Genomic DNA, 19,809 nt, shown 5'->3' with positions numbered 1-19,809 from the left:
CCAGTGAATCGTTATTGAAGACATAATAAATGAAATAAATGAAACACCGGAGACCTTGCTCGTTAGAGAGCAGGAGATCCGGTGTTTTTTCTTTTTTTTGCCGAAAACAAGATGGATTATTATGTAGACTCACAGGATGAATTACTTTGGGAGGAAGCCTATAGACACGTTACATCTTACAGATGCCGCATCTGTTTCTCTGCAAAGTCTCCGACCCACGGCAGCTTAAGCCATTTGCCTTGCAGACTGGTCACCACCATGAGAAGCCAGACCACCACACCAAGCAGGGACAATAGCGATGCCAGCAGTGGCCCAAACAGTGGGAGAAATGCACACAACACATGACCGACCATAATGAGGCCAAATACCGTGACGGATTGAAGTGCATGAAACAGAACGAATCGGCTGCGTTTTTCTACAGCCAGAAAGATGATTCCGCCTACAAAAGTGAACAGATAACAGAGCATGCCGGCAATATTTTCATCCAGACCGCTTGATGATTTCATGGGGGACATTCGGTCCAGCCTCCTTTGTCCTTTTTAACTAGGTTATGAGGAAGGTGGACAGAACTGAACCAGATGGGACGAAATGTATCTTTGCTGGATGAAAAGGGACATGTTCCTTTTGCTGCTTTGGAACATGCCCCTTTTCATGCATCATTAATATAACTTAACGGTCGCCACGCTGAAAGTGTCTGCGTGGATGTGTGGTCTTGCCAATTTTATCGGTGTCATTCTCTTTAGGAACCAAACGCTCGTCAGTACGACCTTCGTGATGGTTGTCAAAGGCGAATTCTGTCAGTTCCCATTCTGTCTTGCCTAGAACGGGATCGGCAGGGAAGTGTTGTCCCCGATGCAGATGTTCTTCTTGTCCAGCCTCATTGGTGTATATTCCGTCCACTTCCACCTTTTCATGTGAAAGGGGCAGCATTTCTTTATCTTTCTCAGCCATGAAACAACGCCTCCTTAGATCCCAGTAATTTAACTGTATGGGTTGTCCGTGATAATATCCCCCGAATAGTACAGTGTTATGCTGGATATATTAATTCCGTATAGAAGCAACGTATTTATAACATATGATTCGGAATTAAACTTTTTGGGCATAAAAACCGTTATAAATATTAGGTAAAATCGTCAAGTCGTAAGATACTTCCGAATATGCTACAATAAGATTATGATTCATTCCGAATCATATCGGGTATTTATAGTGTCAGGTACTTGCTTAAGCAAGGGTTCCCGACCTAAAGCTTGCTTTGAGCCGCGCACACAACTTCATGGATGGCATTTAAGACTTATTCGGCATTCTCTAAACGGAGCATTCACTTTCAACGTTTTGGGAGGGAATTACAATGGCAACGAAAGGTCACAATGAGGTCAAAGAAAGTTTGAGGGAAATGACTCGGATTTTCCGTCCTAAAGATCCAAAAAAATTCGTGAAGGAGTACGTGAGAAAATACCGGATTACGGGTGGATACGAGGAAGAATTGACTTCTGTGGTTGAGCACGAGCTTGTCAAGATGGATTCTTCCGTGTCCTGAAACACACACAACTCTGATTATACTGTTCCGATATGAATAGAACCGTCTCCCGGGCATCACGCTCCGGCAGACGGTTTTTTTTGTGTAGAAAATGATGTGTATATATTTCCAATGCTTACATCGTTCATCTAAAGTAAGCACAATAAGGCTGTAACCTTTATCTACACTTTTTGGGGGCTTTGTTTCGTTCCTACTGCATATACATGGAAGTACAGATATGGCAGGAAGGATGAATGCAAGTGGACCCTATTTTGAAAACAAAAGAAGAGATTGGCTACATGCGGGAAGCGGGGCGAATTCTGCGAAGCTGTCATGAGCATATTGAAAAGTGGCTGGCCCCCGGTGTAACGACAGGAGATATTGACGAACGGGTGGAGGCTTTTCTGGCTGAAAGAGGAGCTACACCTGAGCAAAAAGGGTACAAAGGTTATCCTTATGCTACATGTGCTTCAGTTAATGAGGTGGTTTGCCACGGATTCCCTAATGACCGGAAACTGGCCGAAGGGGATGTGGTGACTATTGATATGGTGGTGAACAAAGACGGCTGGCTTGCCGATTCTGCATGGACGTATGGGATCGGTGAACAACGCAGGTCCATACGCAAACTAATGAATCGAACGGAAAGGGCGCTTCATAAGGCGATAGCACAGGCTGTGCCAGGAAATACGCTGGGGGACATCGGTAACGCGATTGAACGGACAGCAAGGCTGTATCGTTATGGGATTGTGAAGCCTCTGATTGGTCATGGGATTGGTCAATACATCCATGAACCCCCAAACGTCCTCCCTTATGGGAAGCGCAGGACTGGCATGATGCTGACAGAAGGCATGGTCATCACCATTGAGCCCATATTTACAAAAGGCAGCTCTGGAGCGGTTGTATGGGATGAGGATGGCTGGACGGTAAGAACAGTGGATGGAAGCTGGGGCGTCCAGTATGAGCATACGATAGCCATAACAAGTGATGGTCCTCTTATACTAACTGACGGTACTTAAACGCTGTATCTATGGAAAGCTGGTAAGATAGTACGTTAATGGTGTCCGGGATGTTCATAGGTCAGGCTCCATGCCGTTTGGTTCTAAAAGGGAGCGGTATGGGGCTTTACTGCGGCTTCCAGTAGTTGTAAGAGAGACAACCTGATGCATGCTTTTCTTTTTTGCATAATACTGCATGTTTTCAATGTGAGAAATATCGGCAAAAAAATCAATTTCATCACCGAAATTTGGCAAAAATTTTCAAAAGTAGAGAGTAATATTTTTAACTGAAATCGGTTACAAATCAAGTTGTGGTGCGGTTTTTTACATATAGTGAACAATTTGTGAACATGTGTCCAAAGATTGACAAAATCATACCCTCAACTTATATTTAATAAGTGATTGAACCATATAGAATGAATTGGAAGAATGCGCAGACATGCCCTTAGCAGGAAATGACGGGAGTGGTGGAAGCGTTATTTTTGTAAGCATTCTGTATGTCGGACAGGATTACGGTGTATTGTCCTGAAATGGGTTAAATTGAGTTTATTTCGGACGTCCACGGCAATCTACGAAAATGTTAAAAAAGTGGGGTAGATCAATGATGAAACAGTGGCAGGTTGCAAAGCGAATTCTCCCCTTGCTGGCGGTGTTCTCTTTGCTGCTATCCGCATGCGGGCGGGAAGACTTGTCGGTAATGAAACCTCAGGGTCCTGTGGCGCAAGGCCAATATGATCTGATGAAGCTGTCCATTACGATTATGATCGTGGTGCTCATCATTGTATTTGCTATTGCTGCGTATGTGTTGATCCGGTTTCGCAGACGAGCCGGGCAGAATGAAGTGCCCGAACAGGTTGAAGGTAATTTCAAGCTGGAAGTAATATGGACAGCCATTCCGTTGTTGCTTGTTATCGTTCTGGCAGTACCGACGGTAAAAACGATTTTTGCCCAAGGCGAAGATCTGTCCAACGACAAAAATGCAATTCAGGTCAAAGTCACCTCGCATCAGTACTGGTGGGAATTCACTTATCCTCAATATGACGTAACCACCGCTCAAGATCTCATCATCCCGACCGGAAAGAAAATCGCATTCGAATTGAAAACCGCTGACGTGCTTCACTCCTTCTGGGTGCCGTCACTTGCGGGTAAAATGGACACAAACCCGGATGGAACGCTTAACAAGTTCAGCTTCTCGGCGCCGAATGAAGGCGTTTACCGAGGGAAATGTGCTGAATTATGCGGCAGATCACATGCCTTCATGGAATTCAAGGTAAAAGCGGTCAGTCAGGAATCCTTTGACAAATGGGTCAATGAAATGAAAGCTCCGGCAGTACTTCCGGAAGATACCCAATTGGCTGAGAAGTTCAAAACGAACTGCCTTTCTTGCCATGCAGTTGGGGATCAGGGCGGGCCAGTTGCGCCTAACCTCACAGGTATCGGTGGCAAGCAATCCGTGGCAGGTATTCTGCTGAACCAGGGCGAAGGCCAGGAAGACGGTAATCCGGTGCTGGACAACATGAAAGAATGGCTCCATGATCCACAATCCGTGAAGCCAGGCAATACGATGCCCAATCCGAAAGACCTTGGACTCACAGATGAAGAAATCGACGGAATTGCCGAATATTTGGCCAACTACAAATTGGACTATGAATAGAACAGCAAGGACGAAGAAGGGGGTACACAACCTTGGCTCATGCTCATAGCGTCAAGCGGTATAGGGGCTTGATGGATTGGATTACCACCGTCGATCACAAAAAAATTGCCGTGCTCTACTTAATTGCAGGTGGATTTTTCTTTGGAATCGGCGGCATTGAAGCCATATTGATTCGGATTCAGCTCATGAAACCGATGAATGATTTTGTGTCGGCGCAGGTCTTCAACGAATTGATTACGATGCACGGAACAACAATGATATTCCTTGGTGTCATGCCTATTATTTTTGCCGTTATGAATGCCGTTGTGCCTTTGCAGATTGGGGCACGGGACGTTGCTTTCCCTTTTGTTAACGCGCTTGGTTTCTGGACGTTCCTGTTTGGCGGACTGCTCTTGAATCTGAGTTGGGTGATGGGAGGGGCACCGGATGCAGGCTGGACTTCGTATACGCCACTCTCTGGCAGCGAGTACAGTGGGACGCACGGTGTGGATTTCTACACGATAGGTCTCCAGATCGCCGGTCTAGGGACACTCATCGGGGGTATTAACTTTCTCGCGACCATCATTACGATGCGTGCGCCGGGAATGTCCTATATGCGGATGCCGATGTTTACCTGGACCACATTTATTACATCAGCCATCATCCTTTTTGCATTCCCTGCCATTACGGTAGGACTTGTACTGTTAACGTTTGACCGTATACTGGGAGCGAATTTCTTCGATGTTGCAGGTGGCGGTAACCCGGTACTCTGGCAGCATATCTTCTGGATCTTCGGGCACCCTGAAGTATACATTCTCATTTTGCCGGCATTTGGTATTATCTCGGAGGTTATTCCAACCTTTGCACGTAAAAGATTGTTCGGTTACAGCTCCATGGTGTTTGCAACCATCCTGATTGCCTTCTTAGGATTCATGGTATGGGCGCATCACATGTTTACGACAGGTCTGGGAACAGTCGCCAATGCATTGTTCTCGATCTCAACCATGCTGATTGCTGTACCAACAGGGATCAAAATATTTAACTGGCTCTTTACGATGTGGGGCGGACAAATCCGTTTTACAGCAGCAAACCTGTTTGCTGTTGGATTCGTTCCAACCTTCGTTATGGGTGGGGTAACTGGTGTCATGCTGGCCTCTGCGCCTGCGGATTTCCAGTTCCATGATACGTATTTTGTTGTCGCTCACTTCCATTACGTTATCGTTGGTGGATTGGTGCTAGGTTTATTCTCGGGACTACATTACTGGTGGCCGAAGATGTTCGGTCGTGTCCTGAGCGAAACGCTTGGGAAATGGACGTTCTGGACGTTCATGATCGGTTTCCAATTAACGTTCTTCGTACAGCATTTCCTTGGGTTGATGGGGATGCAGCGCCGGATCGTTACATACTTGCCGAATCAGGATTTTGACCTGCTTAACCTGGTCAGCTCCGTTGGTGCATTCCTGATGGGTGTTGGGGTTATCATGTTCCTCGTGAACATCGTGATCACAACGAGAAAACCAGCGGACGCACCGAATGATCCGTGGGAAGATGGTCGTACGTTGGAATGGTCGATTCCATCTCCACCGCCGGAATACAACTTTAAGCAGACGCCTCTGGTACGTGGAATCGATGCGTATTGGAAAGAAAAGATGGCAGGACATACGGAGATGACACCGGCGGAACCTGTAGGTTCGATCCATATGCCGTCAGCGACGCCACTGCCGTTTGTTATGTCTGTCGGTATATTCATTGCCGGACTTGGTCTCATGTTCAGCAAAGATGATTTTGGCAATGCGTTTATGAACGGATTATTCAACAATTATATTGTGGTCATTATTGGCCTTCTGATTACATTTGGTGCGATGGCACTGCGGTCACTTTACGATGACCATGGCTGGCATATTGAACCGGAGGATCAGGATGAGAAGGGGGTTAGAACATGACAACTTCACATGCCGAACCGGTAAATGGCAAATTGCCGCATGAGCCGGAGAAAGCAACGCTCGAAGGACGCAACAAGCTTGTCGGCTTCTGGTTGTTCCTTGGCGGCGAGACCGTATTGTTCGGAACCCTCTTCGCAACCTTTTTGGCCCTCCGTGGCCAAACGAATGATGGACCGACAGCGAATGAATTGTTTCATCTGCCACTCGTGGCTGCCGCAACATTTATTCTCTTGGTCAGCAGTTTGACAAGTGTATTTGCCATCCAGGCTATGCATAAGGGCAAGCGCAATGCTCTTGCTCTCTGGCTTGGCATCACCGTTGTACTGGGTCTCGGATTCCTCGGTCTGGAAATCTACGAGTTCTATGAATATGTGAAACATAAAGAGTTCGGCATGACCACAAGTGCATTCAGTTCAGCATTCTATACGCTGGTTGGGTTCCACGGAGCGCACGTTGCATTCGGTATTATGTGGATCGGGCTCATTATTGGGCAACTGTTCAGAAAAGGATTAACGGTCGTAACTGCACCTAAAGTATACGTCTCCGCAATGTACTGGCACTTTATTGACGTGGTCTGGGTGTTTATCTTTACGGTCGTGTACCTGCTCGGAAAGGTGGGGTAACACATGTCGGTACAGGATAAGAGTGATCAGCAGCCTGTGAAGCATCGTCACCGGGCGGAAGGGCCACAGAAACACGTCGTTGTTTTTATTTTCTCGATCGTTCTGACGCTAATTGCGTTCGCGGCTGCTGCCGCGGGAGGAGTGAATACGACCTTTACCATTATTATATTGGTGGTTATGGCGATCCTGCAGGTGTTTGTACAGCTTGGTTACTGGATGCACTTGAAGGATAAAGGGCATTTGATGCCGATCCTGTTCATGTGTTTCGGATTTTTCGTAGCTTTTACGTGCATTATTATGGCACTCTATTGGGTTTGGTGGTAAAAGAGATGGCGGCGGCGCAGTGTCGCCGTCTTTTCCCCTTTTAGGCGAACCAATCCGTCAATGGATTCAGGCAACAACCAAATCAGGTCACGGGGAGGTTTCCCGTATGCTCGGGTTGCAATATTTTAGTTTCAACGATTTATGGAGTCCACTTATTCTGGCGTTGTTTCTGCTCATTGCCGCAGCTTATCTGGTGCTCGTTGGTCCTTTCAGTGAGCGGATCAAGGGGGCAGATCAGGCCACGGTTGCACAGAAAATGATGTTTATCACAGGGCTTACGGTGTTGTATCTTGCACAAGCGGGGCCATTCAATCTGCTGGGTCATGTAATGTTCAGCTTCCATATGGTGAGTATGGCTCTGTCCTATCTGGTAGCTCCACCGTTACTGATGAAGGGATTGCCCCTCTGGGTATGGCGCGGGATCATCCGGTGCCTGCCGACACGGCAGTTATCTTTTTTGGCCCATCCAATCGTGGCTGCTGTGCTATTTAACGGGTTGTTCTCGTTATATCATTTGCCCGTAGTCCATGATTACGTAATGTTAAATTTTACGGTTCACCGTTTGTATTACATTGTACTTTTCATTACTTCCATGCTGATGTGGTGGACGTTGCTCAATCCGTTGCCGGAAGGTAGACAAGCGTCGGGATTGTCCAAGATTGGATTTATTTTTCTGAACATGGTGCTTCTGACACCAGCTTGTGGATTGATTATTTTTGCTTCCGAACCGTTGTATGCAACCTACAGCAATCCTGCCGTATGGGCTGAGGCAATGCGGTATTGTGTATCTGGCGATTCCACGGCATTGCTGCGATCGTTCGGTGGACCGGCGTTCTTCAACTTCCTATCCTCTGCCAAGGAGGATCAGCAGGTTGGCGGTATTTTGATGAAATTCATACAGGAAGGCATCTTCGTTTCCATGCTGGCGTATGTCTTTTTCCAATGGTACCGCAAGGAGAAACGGGAAGATGATGATGATCCATACCCTGTAGAGAATACGGGAGGACCGCTTAATCCTGCAGCGAAATAACACAAGTTTTTGTTTGGACAAGAGGGGGAAACACACGATGGATATGTATTTTCTGCTACCCACGATCAGTACTTCTTTCATTGTGATTAGCGCGGTGCTGGTTGGAATTGGCTGGTTGCTAATTATCCGTGGCAAACGGGAGGCGCACCAAACCGCGATGATTGCAGGGGCCATTGCTGCCCTTCTGTTCTTTGTCATTTATATGTCTCGTACCATCTTTGTCGGGAATACCGCTTGGGGTGGGGACCCGGAGATGGAGATCTTCTATCGAATATTTCTGATTTTTCATATTATCCTCGCCACGGTGGCAGCAGTCTTTGGCATTTCCACTTTGGTACTTGGGTTCAAAAAGAAATTCAAGACGCATCGCCGCTGGGGGAGATTTACGTCCATGATCTGGTTTAGCAGTGCTATCACAGGCGTAATTGTATACGTTCTGTTGTATCTGCTGTATCCTGGTGGACACACACGCCCGGTATGGGAAGTCATCCTGGGTGTTTAATGCGATGAATTGAATTCTTTGAAAATATGAAAATGGATGAATCCACCCGTGGATTCATCCAAGCTTCCTCTCGCATTCAATCATAGAATGAGATCGAGAGGGGGAAAACAAATGAAAAAAACAGTCCATGTCAGTCAAACGTATCCACGTCTCACAGTGTATTCAGAAGAAAACTTCGTTGGTAGAAGCCGGATCTACCGTGGTAACACGGGTCTCCGTAATCTGGACAACATTCTGGGTGGGGTAGAGAGCCTGCGTTTCTTCTCGACAAGTTCGAATGCAACGCTGGTTGTGTTTACGAGACCTAACTTTCAAGGCGGATTCCGCGTCTTTCGTGGGAACACCAACTTGAGAGATTTGGATGATCTGATTCGTGGCAATGATGTGGAATCTTTGATTTCCACCAATCAGCGGCTTACTTTGGCCGAAATTCGTGCGATTCGCAGTAATCGCAGCCTGCCAAGTGGCTACAACCTCGTTTAAGGATTAAACCTCTTCTGTATTCAGGTGCCGGGAAACAGGAAAGAGCTGTTCCGAATTGTGTTCGCACAATATCGGATACAGCTCTTTTTTTGTTTGAGGAGTTATCTTAATCTCCACCGCCGCCGCTGTCACCACCACCACTATCTCCACCACTATCGTTGCTGCTTCCGCTATCGTTGCTGTGATGATGATTAGATTCCGAAAAAGAATCACCATCATGATGCTTGTGATCGTGTGTGTGTTTGGAATGATGAGTGTAGGAGTCATCATTGGTGGTAATGACCGGGTACGCCGGAGATGAGTCGGTGTAACCGTTGTTACGCCGCACACGATGTCTGCCTTTTTTGGCAGAATGCCGTTTGGGTTCGTCGCGAACAATGAGCCAGATGACCACGATAAGGAAGAGGAGCACAAACCCGATCTCAACTAGCCAATCCATAGGTAAATCAATCCTTTCTATGTATCTCAGCAGTATCTCTATAAGTTGAACGAATGATTTTACAATGAATCATTGTATGTTCAGAATCAAGTTTTATTTTATCGTAACTCTAACCTGAATCCCATCCATTCTTCCTGATTCAGGAAAATAAGGGGTTGACGGGAATAGGGAGAGGTCTGTATACTGTGTATATTGATATATACAGTAGATACAGTGAGCAAAGTGTTCCAATGACAGATGGAAAGGCAGGCAATGATATGAGCGCATGGAAGCAGGCGTGGTGGTTGACCCGCAGCGAGATGAACAAGGATAAGCTCCAATGGCTGTGGACTGCAATTTTTATGATATACACTGGTGGCATGAGTGGTGTGATGTTATTAGGACAACAGAAGACCGATTTCATTAACCCTGTTGTAGATACTTTCTTTTTGATCATGGTGCCATTTCAGGGGTTTGTGTTCAGCAGACGATCTTTCCGGTACATACAGGAGGATTCCTATACACAGATGCTGGCCTACTACCGCAGACTTCCCATTCCTAACGAGACGGTGATGTGGTCAAGACTTCAGCAGTCTCTGATGGCGTTTACCTATAATGGTATCTTTTTTTATGGGTCACTGTACGTGGTTGGGTTGCACGAGGAAGGGTTCCGGTGGGATCAGTACCTGGCCTTTGGCATAACTTGTACAGGTTACGGACTTCTCATGACAGGCTTATATATTTACGGAGAGTTTCTGCACAGTGGCAAAAAATATTTGCTTCTCAGTTCGCTGTTCTTGCCGCTTACGATCATCATATCCTTGCTGATCCGAACGTCGGGCAGTTACGGATTTTCGATTGTAATTGATGTGAGTAAATCATGGGGGCTGCTTTCCCCGATTATGTGGGTTGCTTTGGTGGCTGGCATAGCGGGATTATGGCTTTTCAGTCGATTGACGCTGAAGAAACTTTCCACTAGGGATTTGAGTTAACGGTATGAGAGATGAACGCAAAAATGAAAACAGGATGAAACCGGCACGGACAGGTAACAGACTGGAGTGTACCGGAGGGCGAGGTGCAAGATGTGAAAATACCCATTCAAATTAATGAAAATAGCGCTGAACCTTTATACCACCAAATTGAAAATCAGTTAAGATCGTTAATTGTTACAGGTCAGTTGGGGGAGGGAACACATTTGCCGTCCATTCGCGAATTCGCCGGATCACTGAATTGCAGTGTTATAACGGTTAGACGGGTCTATCAGGATCTGGAGAATGAAGGCCTGCTTCGTACGAAGCAGGGGACGGGTACATTTGTGGCCCAGGTAGAAGCCGGCGACAGAGAAAATTATAGATTGAAGGCCGCACAGGAAGCGATGCAGGCAGCGGTGCAGTCCGGAAAATCGGTAGGATGTACGGAAGAAGAACTGGAGAGTCTGTTCCGGGAAGTCCTTAGGGCAGTTTACTCGAAGTGAGGGAGTGATTCATAGATGGAACCCATCGCAGTTCAGTTGAACGGTGTATCCAAAATGCGAAAACGCAGAGTTATTGGCCCGATCGATCTGACCATCCCGGAAGGGTATGTAGTTGCTATTCTCGGTCATAACGGTTCAGGCAAAAGCACACTTCTTAACATGCTGCAACAAGTGGTACTGCCTGATGCCGGGCAGATTATATGGTTTGGGAAGGAACATGAGGGGCCGCTTCCCATTGAATTGAGACAACAGATCGGTTTTGTGGCTGATAACGCGGGGCTCGAAGAGAACCGGATTACTGCACAGGAAGCAGCTGATTTCCGGGCCTACTGGTACCCGCGTTGGGATATGAAGTTGTTCAACCAACTGATTCACGATATGGAAGTACCTGTTGATGTGAAGCTGAACAAGATGTCCAAGGGAGAACGACGGAAATTCGAGATCGCTGCTGCAATTGCAGCTCGCCCAAGACTATTGCTTTTGGATGAGCCTTCATCAGGACTGGACCCCTTTGCCTGGAAAGTGATGGTCGAGCAGTTCCGTACCTTCATGGCTGAAGGAGACACCACGATCCTGATTGCCACCCATATTGCGGATGAAGTCAAAAGGCTCGCAGATTACATCGTATTGATGCACCGTGGTCAGTCGCTGGGGATGGCCGAGAAAGATATGGTGCTCGATCAGTGGAAAGAAGTCTGGTATGAAGGGGACTTGCGACCAGAGAGCATTCCTGGTGTTGTGGAATCTTCTTCTGAAGAGAGAGGGCTGGTTCGTGTCATTACAACCCGGGTCAGTGAAGCGCAGGAAAGGCTGGAGCTGGCAAATAACCGGGTATTGAAAATCCGGAACTTGGAACTGGATGAAGTATTGGCTTTCTGGATTGCCGGGTATGCACCCGTACAGTGGAAATAACCGAAGGGAGACGATAAATGATGAACCGATTGGAATTGAAGCAGGTAGTCAAGCAATACGCAGACAAAACAGCAGTGAATGGTGTGACACTTAATGTACAAGAAGGGGAGATTTACGGTCTGCTTGGAGCCAACGGTGCTGGTAAAACAACAACGATGCGTATGGTGCTGGGGCTGATCCACCCGGACGGCGGAAATATCAAGTACAACGGCAAACCCTATAGCACAGAATTACAGCAGATTATGGGATATCTTCCGGAAGAGCGCGGTTTGTACCCAAAGGTAAAGGTCAGTGAACAGATCAACTACTTGGCCCGCCTGCGCGGCATGAATGGAAAGGATGCGGATCAGAGCCTGAAGTATTGGTTGGACCGATTCGAAGTGCCGGAGTATTACGACAAAAAGATTGAGGAACTATCCAAAGGGAATCAACAAAAGATGGGCTTTATTGCCGCAGTGGTGCACAGACCGCAAATTCTCATTCTGGATGAAGCCTTCAGCGGACTCGATCCGGTAAACGTGGAATTGCTGAAATCCACGGTGAAGGAGTTGCGTGACGAAGGCACAGCCATTCTGTTCTCGACACACCGTATGGAGCACGTTGAAGAATTATGTCGTCAGATCACAATTCTGCATCGCTCCAATACAGTTGTGCAAGGAGAGATTAAAGAGATCAAGAGCCGTTATCCACGTGAGCATGTATTCCTGAGCACTACGGGTAATGTGGGTGGTCTGGAACAGCTGCCAGGTGTGAAAAAGGTAGAGCAAAATGAGCGTGGATACCTGATCCATATTGGTCAGATGGAAGCTGCTCAGGAAATTCTGAGAGCAGCCATGGCTCAGACGACTGTTGAACATTTTGAAATCAAGGAACCAACGCTTAACCAAATCTTTATTCGTGAGGTAGGTGAGTCGAATGAATAAAATGGGGACAATTATCGGATTTACGTTCAAAAATAAAGTAAAAACGAAGTCTTTCATGGTGACGACTATTGTACTTGCACTTTTAATTACGATTGGACTCAATATTCCATATTTCATTACGTTATTTAATGGGGGTCCCATTGGTGGAGGCTCAAGCGCGAATCCGGTGAATATCGGTCTGCTGAGCACGGGACAAACGGAGGTAGCCGAGAAGCTGGAGACATACGCCTCCGCACAAGGCAATCAGACGTATCGTTTTGTTAACGACGCGAGTAAAGATGAAGCGGCCCTCAAAGCTGATGTGGAGTCGGAGCTTTTGGATGGGTACCTGAAGTTTGAACCTGTTGCAGGGCAAGACTTCCCACAACCTGTCTTGTATTCAAGCGAAGATATCTCCCCGCAGGTTATAGCACCGATTGAAGCTGCACTGCAAATTGTGAAGCTGGATGTCGTGGTGAAGGATACACTCACGGCGGAACAAAAACAGCTCATCAGTACGCCAGTAAAACTGACAGAGCAAAGCCTGGATTCTGGCCAAAGCGGAGCTGCTGCGGAGTCGGAAGGTACGATGAGTGGCATCAACTACATTGTGGTATACCTGCTGATTATCCTGTTGTTCACATCAACGATGATGACAGGTAATATGATTGCTTCCGAGATTACGGCCGAGAAGAGCTCGCGTATCATGGAGATTTTGATCACGAGTGTATCCCCGCTCAGTCAGATGTTTGGTAAAATCATCGGTATTTTCATGGTAGGTTTGCTGCAAATCGGTATTTTCGGTGCAGTAGTTGCCGGCAATATGCTGTTACCGCATAACCGTGATGTATTGAGCGATTTCAATATGAATCTGAGTGATGTGAACATCGCAGTCATTGTATATGGACTTATCTTCTACATTCTGGGTTACTTCCTGTATGCCGTGATGTTTGCGGCCATTGGTTCCATGGTGAGTCGGACAGAAGAACTGGGTCAGGCCGTGCTGCCGATTACGATGTTGTCCCTGGTTTCCTTCTATATTGCGATCTTCAGTATTGCTACACCGAACATCCTGTTGTTGAAAGTAGCAAGCTTCATTCCGTTCACATCGCCAACGGCAATTCTGGTTCGGATTGGGGCAGGCGTTGCGCCAACCTGGCAGATCTGGACGTCACTGGCCATTCTCGTGGTATCGATTATGATCTTCGGCTGGCTGGCAGCGAAAATCTATCGTACAGGTGTGCTGATGTATGGTAAACGCCCAACGTTCAAGGAATTGTTCAAAGCGATGAAGGCTTATAAGATCTGATGATTCAAGTTTACGAACGAACGCTGCTGCTTGCGTGTAGTGTTTGGATTTCGCAGTAAAATAATTTAATAGGAGCAGGTGCTGCACTAAAGAAAGTAGGTGTGGCACCCATCTCTAATTTCTCTTCTAGTGAATATATCTTTTCATTATTTCATTCTTAAAGGAGAATACATACATAATATGAAAAACTGGAAACGCATGCTCTTATCCCTAACTATATCGGTCGGTTTGCTCGCATCCGCAGTACCGGCTATGGCCTCTCCGCAAGAGACATCGGTAAAGGTGAATGACGAAACGGTTGAATACACGACGGGTGCACCGATTAACAATAAAGGAACAACACTTGTTCCGCTGCGTTCCACGCTGGATGCGATGGATGTGAAACTGACGACAGCAACAGATGATACGATTACAGCCGTAGTTAACGGCAAAACGATTACTTTGAAGAGCAAGCTTACACGCATTAATGGCGTAACGTACGCGCCAATTCGTATTGTCGGGGATGCAACTGGTTATGAGGTCCGTTGGGATGCTGCTACTCGCACAGTGCTGCTGGTTTCCAAAGGTGACGAAACAGAAACTGTTCAAACCGGTGGACGAGGCTTCATGTGGGAAGTCGAAAGCAACGGCAACACCGTGTACCTGGTCGGTTCTATGCATATTGCGGATGAAAGCTTTTATCCATTGCGTAAGGAGTTTGAAGAAGCTTTTGCCGAGGCTGATTATCTGGGCGTAGAGATCGATATCAGCAAAGCGGCTGATGAAGCGCAACAGAAGATTGTTCTGGATCTGGGCTCGTATCAGGATGGCTCAACACTGAAAGATCACATCTCCAGCGAGACGTATACTCAACTGGGCGATATTTTGAAGCAAAGTGGATTGGAAGCGAACGCCCTGGATACCTTCAAGCCTTGGGTGGTGGAGAGTACACTGGCCAGCCTGAAATCCATGAAAGCCGGTTATGACGCATCTGCGGGGGTTGATCTGTACTTCATCCAGAAGGCAATCGAGCGCAAACTTCCGGTGATCGAATTGGAATCCTATGAATCCCAATTGGGAATGTTCAATAAATTCTCGAAAGAGTTGCAAGAGAAAACATTGAAAGCGACTTTGGACAATTTCGATGTGTTGGATGACAGCGTGAATCAAATGGCCAAAATGTGGAAAACGGGAAATGACGAGCAACTGCTGAAGCTGACGAACAGCTTCTCTGATGACGAAGAATACAACAAAGCAATGCTAATCGACCGTAATGTGGGAATGGCTGATAAGATCGATGGTTACCTGAAAAACGGCAAGGGTGAAGAGTATTTCATCGTGGTTGGTGCAGCGCACTACTTGGGCGATCATGGGATCGTGAAGTTGCTGGAGGATAAAGGATATACAGTGAATAGAAAATAAGAGAATCAGAGCTCCTTTTTTTTATGGGAGCCTGATATTCTTCCCACCTGGTAGACAATAGTGAAAAAAGAAGATCGTTAAAATCCCCTCAAGCATTGGAAGCTTGAGGGGATTTTTGTATGCCTGCGAAGAAAGTAGTAATCCATACGTGAGTGAATGAAGGCTTGATATTAATTAGGGTAAGAATCCTTGTGCATTGATTCCCGTTTTTTTTACTGCCAAAATGTCGAATCAGGACTTTAGAAGCAATCTCGGAAATGTCTATTTACAAATATTAGAAGAACAATTAAAATAAATGTAAGCGTTTTAAAAGTTAAAGCGCTTTAACTTTAGGGTGGAGGTGATTGTATCTCGCAAGGCCAATAATGAATCACGCTTTTTCCTTCACGATGCCGCATTTGAGTTTTCGGCTTAAAGGTTATGTCATGGATTAAGACCCATTTGGACCTAAAAAGGAGCGTAAATTTATGAAAAAAAATAGGAGATTTTCGGTTAGCAGCAAGGCTGTTATGATGTGTTGTCTCGCTTTTCTTCTGATTCCGGCGAGCTTTGCTTTCGCCGCTCCAAACAAGCCGTTTCCGCAGCACACGACATATACCAGCGGCTCGATCAAGCCTAATCATGTTACGCAAAGTGCGATGGACAGCTCCGTTAAAGCGAAATGGGACAGCTGGAAATCAGCTTATCTGAAAACGGCGGGCACAGGCAAGTATTATGTGAAATATCAGTCCAACGGGGATACCGTATCTGAGGCGCATGGGTACGGAATGCTGGCAACGGTTCTAATGGCTGGTTATGACGGCAATGCACAGACCTATTTCGACGGACTTTATCAATATTATAAGGCTCATCCGAGCGCCAACAATTCGAAACTGATGGCATGGAAACAAAATAGCAGCTTCCAGAACATTGAGGGCGCCGATTCAGCCACGGATGGAGACATGGACATTGCTTATTCGCTCCTGCTTGCGGACAAGCAGTGGGGGAGCAGCGGCAGTATCAACTACCTTCAGGCCGGCAAGGACATCATCAATGCCATCATGCAAAGTGACGTGAATCAGTCCCAATGGACGCTGCGTCTTGGCGACTGGGCAACGGACAACACGTTCAAAAATGCTACCCGTCCATCGGACTTTATGCTGAATCACTTGAAGGCGTTCCAGGCGGCAACGGGTGATGCCAGATGGGCGAACGTGATCGACAAAACCTACACCATTGTCAACTCCTTATACAACGGGTACAGCTCATCAACCGGATTGCTTCCAGACTTCGTCGTTCTGTCTGGCTCGACATACAAGCCGGCTTCAGCCAATTTCCTGGAAGGGGCGAATGACGGCAGCTACGATTACAACTCATGCCGTACGCCTTGGCGGATTGCAACGGATTACCTGATGACTGGTGACAGCCGGGCACTCAATCAGCTCAATCAAATGAATAGCTGGATCTCAGCCAAAGTAAGCGGTAACCCTAGCAACGTAAAGGATGGTTATAAACTCAACGGCACGGTTACAGGTTCCGGCGGCAGCGGCGCGTTCTATGCACCGTTTGGTGTCAGCGCTATGACCTCGTCCGTGAATCAAAACTGGTTGAATTCCGTCTGGACCAAAACGGCCGGCAGTTCCAATGAAGGCTACTATGAAGATAGCATCAAGCTGTTCTCCATGATCGTGATGTCCGGCAACTGGTGGACATACTAAGCAGCTTATAATCCGTTGATTGCTCCTATGCAAGCAGACAGGGGGATTAGCTCTCCCTGCCTGCTTTTTTATGGGATGGAGCTAGGCTACGGAGAATGATTTAATGATTGATTTGAGCAAGTGATATAGATATGAAAATGCCTAAAAACAACAAACCGCCATATCTCAGGAATCCTGGAATATGACGGTTTCGTTTAGGGTGAAAGTACGTCCATAGACGTTTTCTTAGGGTATCAGGACGAATGGATGATAGCCGAATTATGCATTAGCTGCAGATTCAGTAAAGAACTGCGGTAAATATTCCTTGTTGGCTTCGAGCATTTCATCCAGCATCTGAATCGCCACTTCGACCGAAGGGACCAAAGGATGATGGGCCAATGCCTGTATGGCCAATCCACGATCGCCGGTCACTGCAGCATCGATGGCGAGGCGCTCATAGGTTTTAACCGCATGGATCAGTCCAACGGCCATTGGAGGAACCTTGGTTAGCGGCAGGGGCAGTGGACCGGTTTTGGTGACCACGCAGTTGACTTCAATGCTGGCATCGTCTGGCAGGAAATCAATGATGCCTTGATTGGCTACGTTCAACGTCTGAATGTCATTCGTTCCGTTGTACAGTGAGCGCATCAGGTTTACGGCTGCTTCGGAATAGAAGGCGCCACCCCGCTGTTCCAACTGTTTCGGTTTATCTTTCAGGTCCGGGTCATTGTAAAGCTCGAACAGTTCTTCTTCGACGCGTTTAACCACTTCCGCACGGTTGCCGCCTGTTTGTAAAGATTCCAACTGCTCTTCAAGCATGGCATCAGTCATATAGAAGTATTTTAAATAGTAGGAAGGTAGGGCATGCAGGGATTGCAAGAATTCCGGATTCCACTCCCGTGCAGGCACGTTCTTCGCGCTGTAACCTGCCGTATCAGCCAGCATGTCATCCAGTTTGTCTTCTCCGTTCACATCAATACGCGTAATCCAGTGGAGATGGTTCAGGCCAACAAACTCGGCATAGATGCGGTCCGCTTCTACGCCGTATTTGGCTGAGGTTTGCTTGATTAGGCCGATCGGTGCATTACAGAGACCAATGCTTTTAACGTTGGAATACTTCAGAATGGCTTCTGTGACCATACCCGCCGGATTCGTAAAGTTCAGCAGCCAGGCATTAGGAGCGAGTTCTTCAATATCACGGCAGATATCAAGCAGGACCGGAATCGTCCGCAGCGCCTTCATCATGCCTCCGGGACCAGTGGTTTCCTGACCGATTACACCGTATTTCAGGGGGATGGATTCATCGCGGCCACGGGCGTCAAGCATGCCGACACGCATTTGAGTACTGACGAAGTCCGCACCCTTGATGGCTTCGCGTCGGTCGAAAGTCAAATGAACTTCAATCGGCAGACCCGATTTCTCCACCATACGTTTGGCCAAGTTGCCGACAATATTCAGTTTGCGCTCTCCCGGCTCAATATCTACCAACCACAGCTCTCTTACCGGAAGCTCGGCATGATGGAGGATGAACCCCTCAACAAGCTCCGGAGTATAGGAAGATCCACCACCGATTACCGCTATTTTAAGTCCTTGTTCATTTTCCATTTTTGCACACTCCAGTCTTATAAGAATTATTTATGATGACAGTATTTATAGACGTTTATCTTGTGGTTTGTTTAATATATTCGAAATCGCGGAAGGCCCGCATTTTGTTATACACATCCTGGCTTACCGCATGTCCGCCTGCATCCATAGCAGACCATAAGGCACCGACAACGGGCTCGGTTGCCAAAGTTACAATGGTCGCATTCGGAGCGACGGTTGCAACAGCCTGTTCAACCTTGTTGCGAATCCAGCCTCGATCTCCCCTTGTTAGCAGACTTCCTGCCAGTATAACGTCAAAGGCGTCATTTTCCATTCCAAGTTTGTGGATCACCGCAGCCGCTGATTTGCCAAGCTCTACACCTTGACGGTTCAGAATTTCCAGAGCTACAACATCGTCCTCGGCGGCAGCTTCAAACAGCAGCTTCGCTGCATGGACAGGCACTTGCTTGCCGTGATCCTGGAAGTCATCGAACATATCGCTGACACTGTTATATCCAAGGAAATTCAGCAGCAGGGGAGTCAGGAGTGTTGGCTGCTCCCGGCCGTCCCAAGAACGGATGACAGAGCGGAACACCTCAATATTGAGGGAACCGCCACCGCCGAAATCGCCGTACATATAATCAAAACCGCCGACCTGCACATGTTCTCCTGCCGGATTGCGGCCTGCGGAGTTGGTACCTGTGCCGCAGATCAGTGCGACCCCGTAAGGTCGGTTTGTACCTGCGCGCAGGCTGATCATGGTATCACAGTTAATCGAGTAATTCTGGGTGAATCCGATTCCCTGAACCAGAGGGTGCAGGATTCGGTAATCGACTTCCCGATCTGCTCCTGCAAGTCCGAAATAGGTGTGCGAGATTTCATGAATCCGCAGTCCTGCCTCGTTCAGAGCTCCTTCTGCAGCTTTCCGTATGCTTTGTGCGGCCAAGGCGTGGTCAATCTGGTGATTGCCGTTGCCGCCCACGCCTTTGCCAAGGACATTGCCGAAGTCATCGGTCAGCAGGGCGTATGTTTTTGTTCCTCCCCCATCGATTCCCAAGTAGTAAGCCAATGGTCGTCACTCCTA

At 47.3% G+C, this 19,809-nt stretch carries 22 protein-coding genes; 16 read left to right on the top strand and 6 right to left on the bottom strand.

Annotated features, from left to right (window positions below; all coding sequences use genetic code 11):
* Positions 1-176: 176 nt before the first annotated feature.
* Both DC345_RS22605 and DC345_RS22600 read right to left on the bottom strand, forming a co-directional pair.
* Positions 177-515 carry a DUF4870 domain-containing protein gene (locus DC345_RS22605; RefSeq protein ID WP_099858792.1) on the bottom strand — a complete coding sequence of 113 codons (339 nt, stop codon included), beginning with the start codon at positions 513-515 and terminating at the stop codon, positions 177-179.
* A 154-nt stretch (positions 516-669) separates the two neighbouring features.
* Positions 670-951: a transposase gene (locus DC345_RS22600; protein WP_113055048.1), complete on the bottom strand. Its 282-nt coding sequence runs from the start codon at positions 949-951 to the stop codon at positions 670-672.
* Between the two features lie 397 nt (positions 952-1,348).
* On the opposite strand from DC345_RS22600, the gene DC345_RS22595 reads away from it, so the two are divergent.
* Together DC345_RS22595 and map are read left to right on the top strand one after the other, a co-directional pair.
* Complete coding sequence (locus DC345_RS22595; RefSeq protein WP_017690840.1) at positions 1,349-1,537, top strand: hypothetical protein; 189 nt, start codon at positions 1,349-1,351, stop codon at positions 1,535-1,537.
* 233 nt (positions 1,538-1,770) lie between these two features.
* Positions 1,771-2,532 carry a type I methionyl aminopeptidase gene (gene map, locus DC345_RS22590; protein ID WP_076290540.1) on the top strand — a complete coding sequence of 254 codons (762 nt, stop codon included), beginning with the start codon at positions 1,771-1,773 and terminating at the stop codon, positions 2,530-2,532.
* A gap of 54 nt (positions 2,533-2,586) precedes the next feature.
* Here map and DC345_RS31825 read toward each other — a convergent pair whose 3' ends face one another.
* Complete coding sequence (locus DC345_RS31825; RefSeq protein ID WP_181586695.1) at positions 2,587-2,766, bottom strand: hypothetical protein; 180 nt, start codon at positions 2,764-2,766, stop codon at positions 2,587-2,589.
* A gap of 346 nt (positions 2,767-3,112) precedes the next feature.
* Here DC345_RS31825 and coxB point away from each other — a divergent pair, with 346 nt between their 5' ends.
* The 7 genes from coxB (at position 3,113) to DC345_RS22555 (ending at position 9,049) form a co-directional block, all read left to right on the top strand.
* Positions 3,113-4,165: a cytochrome c oxidase subunit II gene (gene coxB / locus DC345_RS22585; protein ID WP_076290539.1), complete on the top strand. Its 1,053-nt coding sequence runs from the start codon at positions 3,113-3,115 to the stop codon at positions 4,163-4,165.
* Positions 4,166-4,236: 71 nt separating this feature from the next.
* A complete protein-coding gene (gene ctaD / locus DC345_RS22580) occupies positions 4,237-6,087 on the top strand; it encodes a cytochrome c oxidase subunit I (RefSeq protein WP_376040367.1) in 1,851 nt (616 codons plus the stop codon).
* Positions 6,084-6,710 (top strand): cytochrome (ubi)quinol oxidase subunit III, encoded by a 627-nt coding sequence (locus DC345_RS22575; protein ID WP_053779710.1) that lies wholly within the window; start codon positions 6,084-6,086, stop codon positions 6,708-6,710. The genes ctaD and DC345_RS22575 overlap by 4 nt, the downstream gene beginning before the upstream one ends.
* Before the next feature lie 3 nt (positions 6,711-6,713).
* On the top strand, positions 6,714-7,034 hold the full coding sequence (locus DC345_RS22570) for a cytochrome C oxidase subunit IV family protein (protein ID WP_076290536.1): 321 nt from the start codon (positions 6,714-6,716) through the stop codon (positions 7,032-7,034).
* Positions 7,035-7,140: 106 nt separating this feature from the next.
* Positions 7,141-8,064 (top strand): cytochrome c oxidase assembly factor CtaG, encoded by a 924-nt coding sequence (gene ctaG, locus DC345_RS22565; RefSeq protein ID WP_113055046.1) that lies wholly within the window; start codon positions 7,141-7,143, stop codon positions 8,062-8,064.
* Positions 8,065-8,101: 37 nt separating this feature from the next.
* Positions 8,102-8,566 carry a DUF420 domain-containing protein gene (locus tag DC345_RS22560; protein ID WP_113055045.1) on the top strand — a complete coding sequence of 155 codons (465 nt, stop codon included), beginning with the start codon at positions 8,102-8,104 and terminating at the stop codon, positions 8,564-8,566.
* Positions 8,567-8,677: 111 nt separating this feature from the next.
* The gene (locus DC345_RS22555; RefSeq protein ID WP_113055044.1) at positions 8,678-9,049 is read left to right on the top strand and encodes a hypothetical protein; all 372 of its coding nucleotides are present in this window, start codon (positions 8,678-8,680) and stop codon (positions 9,047-9,049) included.
* 106 nt (positions 9,050-9,155) lie between these two features.
* Here DC345_RS22555 and DC345_RS22550 read toward each other — a convergent pair whose 3' ends face one another.
* Positions 9,156-9,488 carry a hypothetical protein gene (locus tag DC345_RS22550; protein WP_113055043.1) on the bottom strand — a complete coding sequence of 111 codons (333 nt, stop codon included), beginning with the start codon at positions 9,486-9,488 and terminating at the stop codon, positions 9,156-9,158.
* Positions 9,489-9,718: 230 nt separating this feature from the next.
* On the opposite strand from DC345_RS22550, the gene DC345_RS22545 reads away from it, so the two are divergent.
* The 7 genes from DC345_RS22545 (at position 9,719) to DC345_RS22515 (ending at position 17,162) form a co-directional block, all read left to right on the top strand.
* Entirely contained in the window at positions 9,719-10,459 is a 741-nt protein-coding gene (locus DC345_RS22545; RefSeq protein WP_181586694.1) for a hypothetical protein, read from the top strand.
* A 92-nt stretch (positions 10,460-10,551) separates the two neighbouring features.
* Positions 10,552-10,941 carry a GntR family transcriptional regulator gene (locus DC345_RS22540; protein ID WP_079695916.1) on the top strand — a complete coding sequence of 130 codons (390 nt, stop codon included), beginning with the start codon at positions 10,552-10,554 and terminating at the stop codon, positions 10,939-10,941.
* A 15-nt stretch (positions 10,942-10,956) separates the two neighbouring features.
* Positions 10,957-11,853 carry an ATP-binding cassette domain-containing protein gene (locus DC345_RS22535; RefSeq protein ID WP_063567903.1) on the top strand — a complete coding sequence of 299 codons (897 nt, stop codon included), beginning with the start codon at positions 10,957-10,959 and terminating at the stop codon, positions 11,851-11,853.
* Between the two features lie 20 nt (positions 11,854-11,873).
* Positions 11,874-12,776: an ABC transporter ATP-binding protein gene (locus tag DC345_RS22530; RefSeq protein ID WP_113055315.1), complete on the top strand. Its 903-nt coding sequence runs from the start codon at positions 11,874-11,876 to the stop codon at positions 12,774-12,776.
* Positions 12,769-14,064: an ABC transporter permease gene (locus DC345_RS22525; RefSeq protein ID WP_113055041.1), complete on the top strand. Its 1,296-nt coding sequence runs from the start codon at positions 12,769-12,771 to the stop codon at positions 14,062-14,064. Before DC345_RS22530 ends, DC345_RS22525 begins: the two co-directional genes overlap by 8 nt.
* A gap of 180 nt (positions 14,065-14,244) precedes the next feature.
* Positions 14,245-15,465, top strand: a complete 1,221-nt coding sequence (locus DC345_RS22520; RefSeq protein WP_113055040.1) for a TraB/GumN family protein — start codon at positions 14,245-14,247, stop codon at positions 15,463-15,465.
* Positions 15,466-15,932: 467 nt separating this feature from the next.
* Entirely contained in the window at positions 15,933-17,162 is a 1,230-nt protein-coding gene (locus DC345_RS22515) for a family 8 glycosyl hydrolase (RefSeq protein WP_113055039.1), read from the top strand.
* A gap of 258 nt (positions 17,163-17,420) precedes the next feature.
* On the opposite strand, the gene DC345_RS22510 is transcribed toward DC345_RS22515, so the two are convergent.
* Both DC345_RS22510 and DC345_RS22505 read right to left on the bottom strand, forming a co-directional pair.
* The gene (locus tag DC345_RS22510) at positions 17,421-18,746 is read right to left on the bottom strand and encodes a 6-phospho-beta-glucosidase (protein WP_113055038.1); all 1,326 of its coding nucleotides are present in this window, start codon (positions 18,744-18,746) and stop codon (positions 17,421-17,423) included.
* Positions 18,747-18,801: 55 nt separating this feature from the next.
* Positions 18,802-19,794, bottom strand: a complete 993-nt coding sequence (locus DC345_RS22505; RefSeq protein ID WP_113055037.1) for an N-acetylglucosamine kinase — start codon at positions 19,792-19,794, stop codon at positions 18,802-18,804.
* Positions 19,795-19,809: the final 15 nt, after the last annotated feature.

The organism is Paenibacillus taichungensis (assembly GCF_003287275.1).
GTDB classification, from domain to species: Bacteria; Bacillota; Bacilli; order Paenibacillales; family Paenibacillaceae; genus Paenibacillus; species Paenibacillus taichungensis_A.
This window is presented reverse-complemented; position numbering and strand designations above follow the sequence as displayed.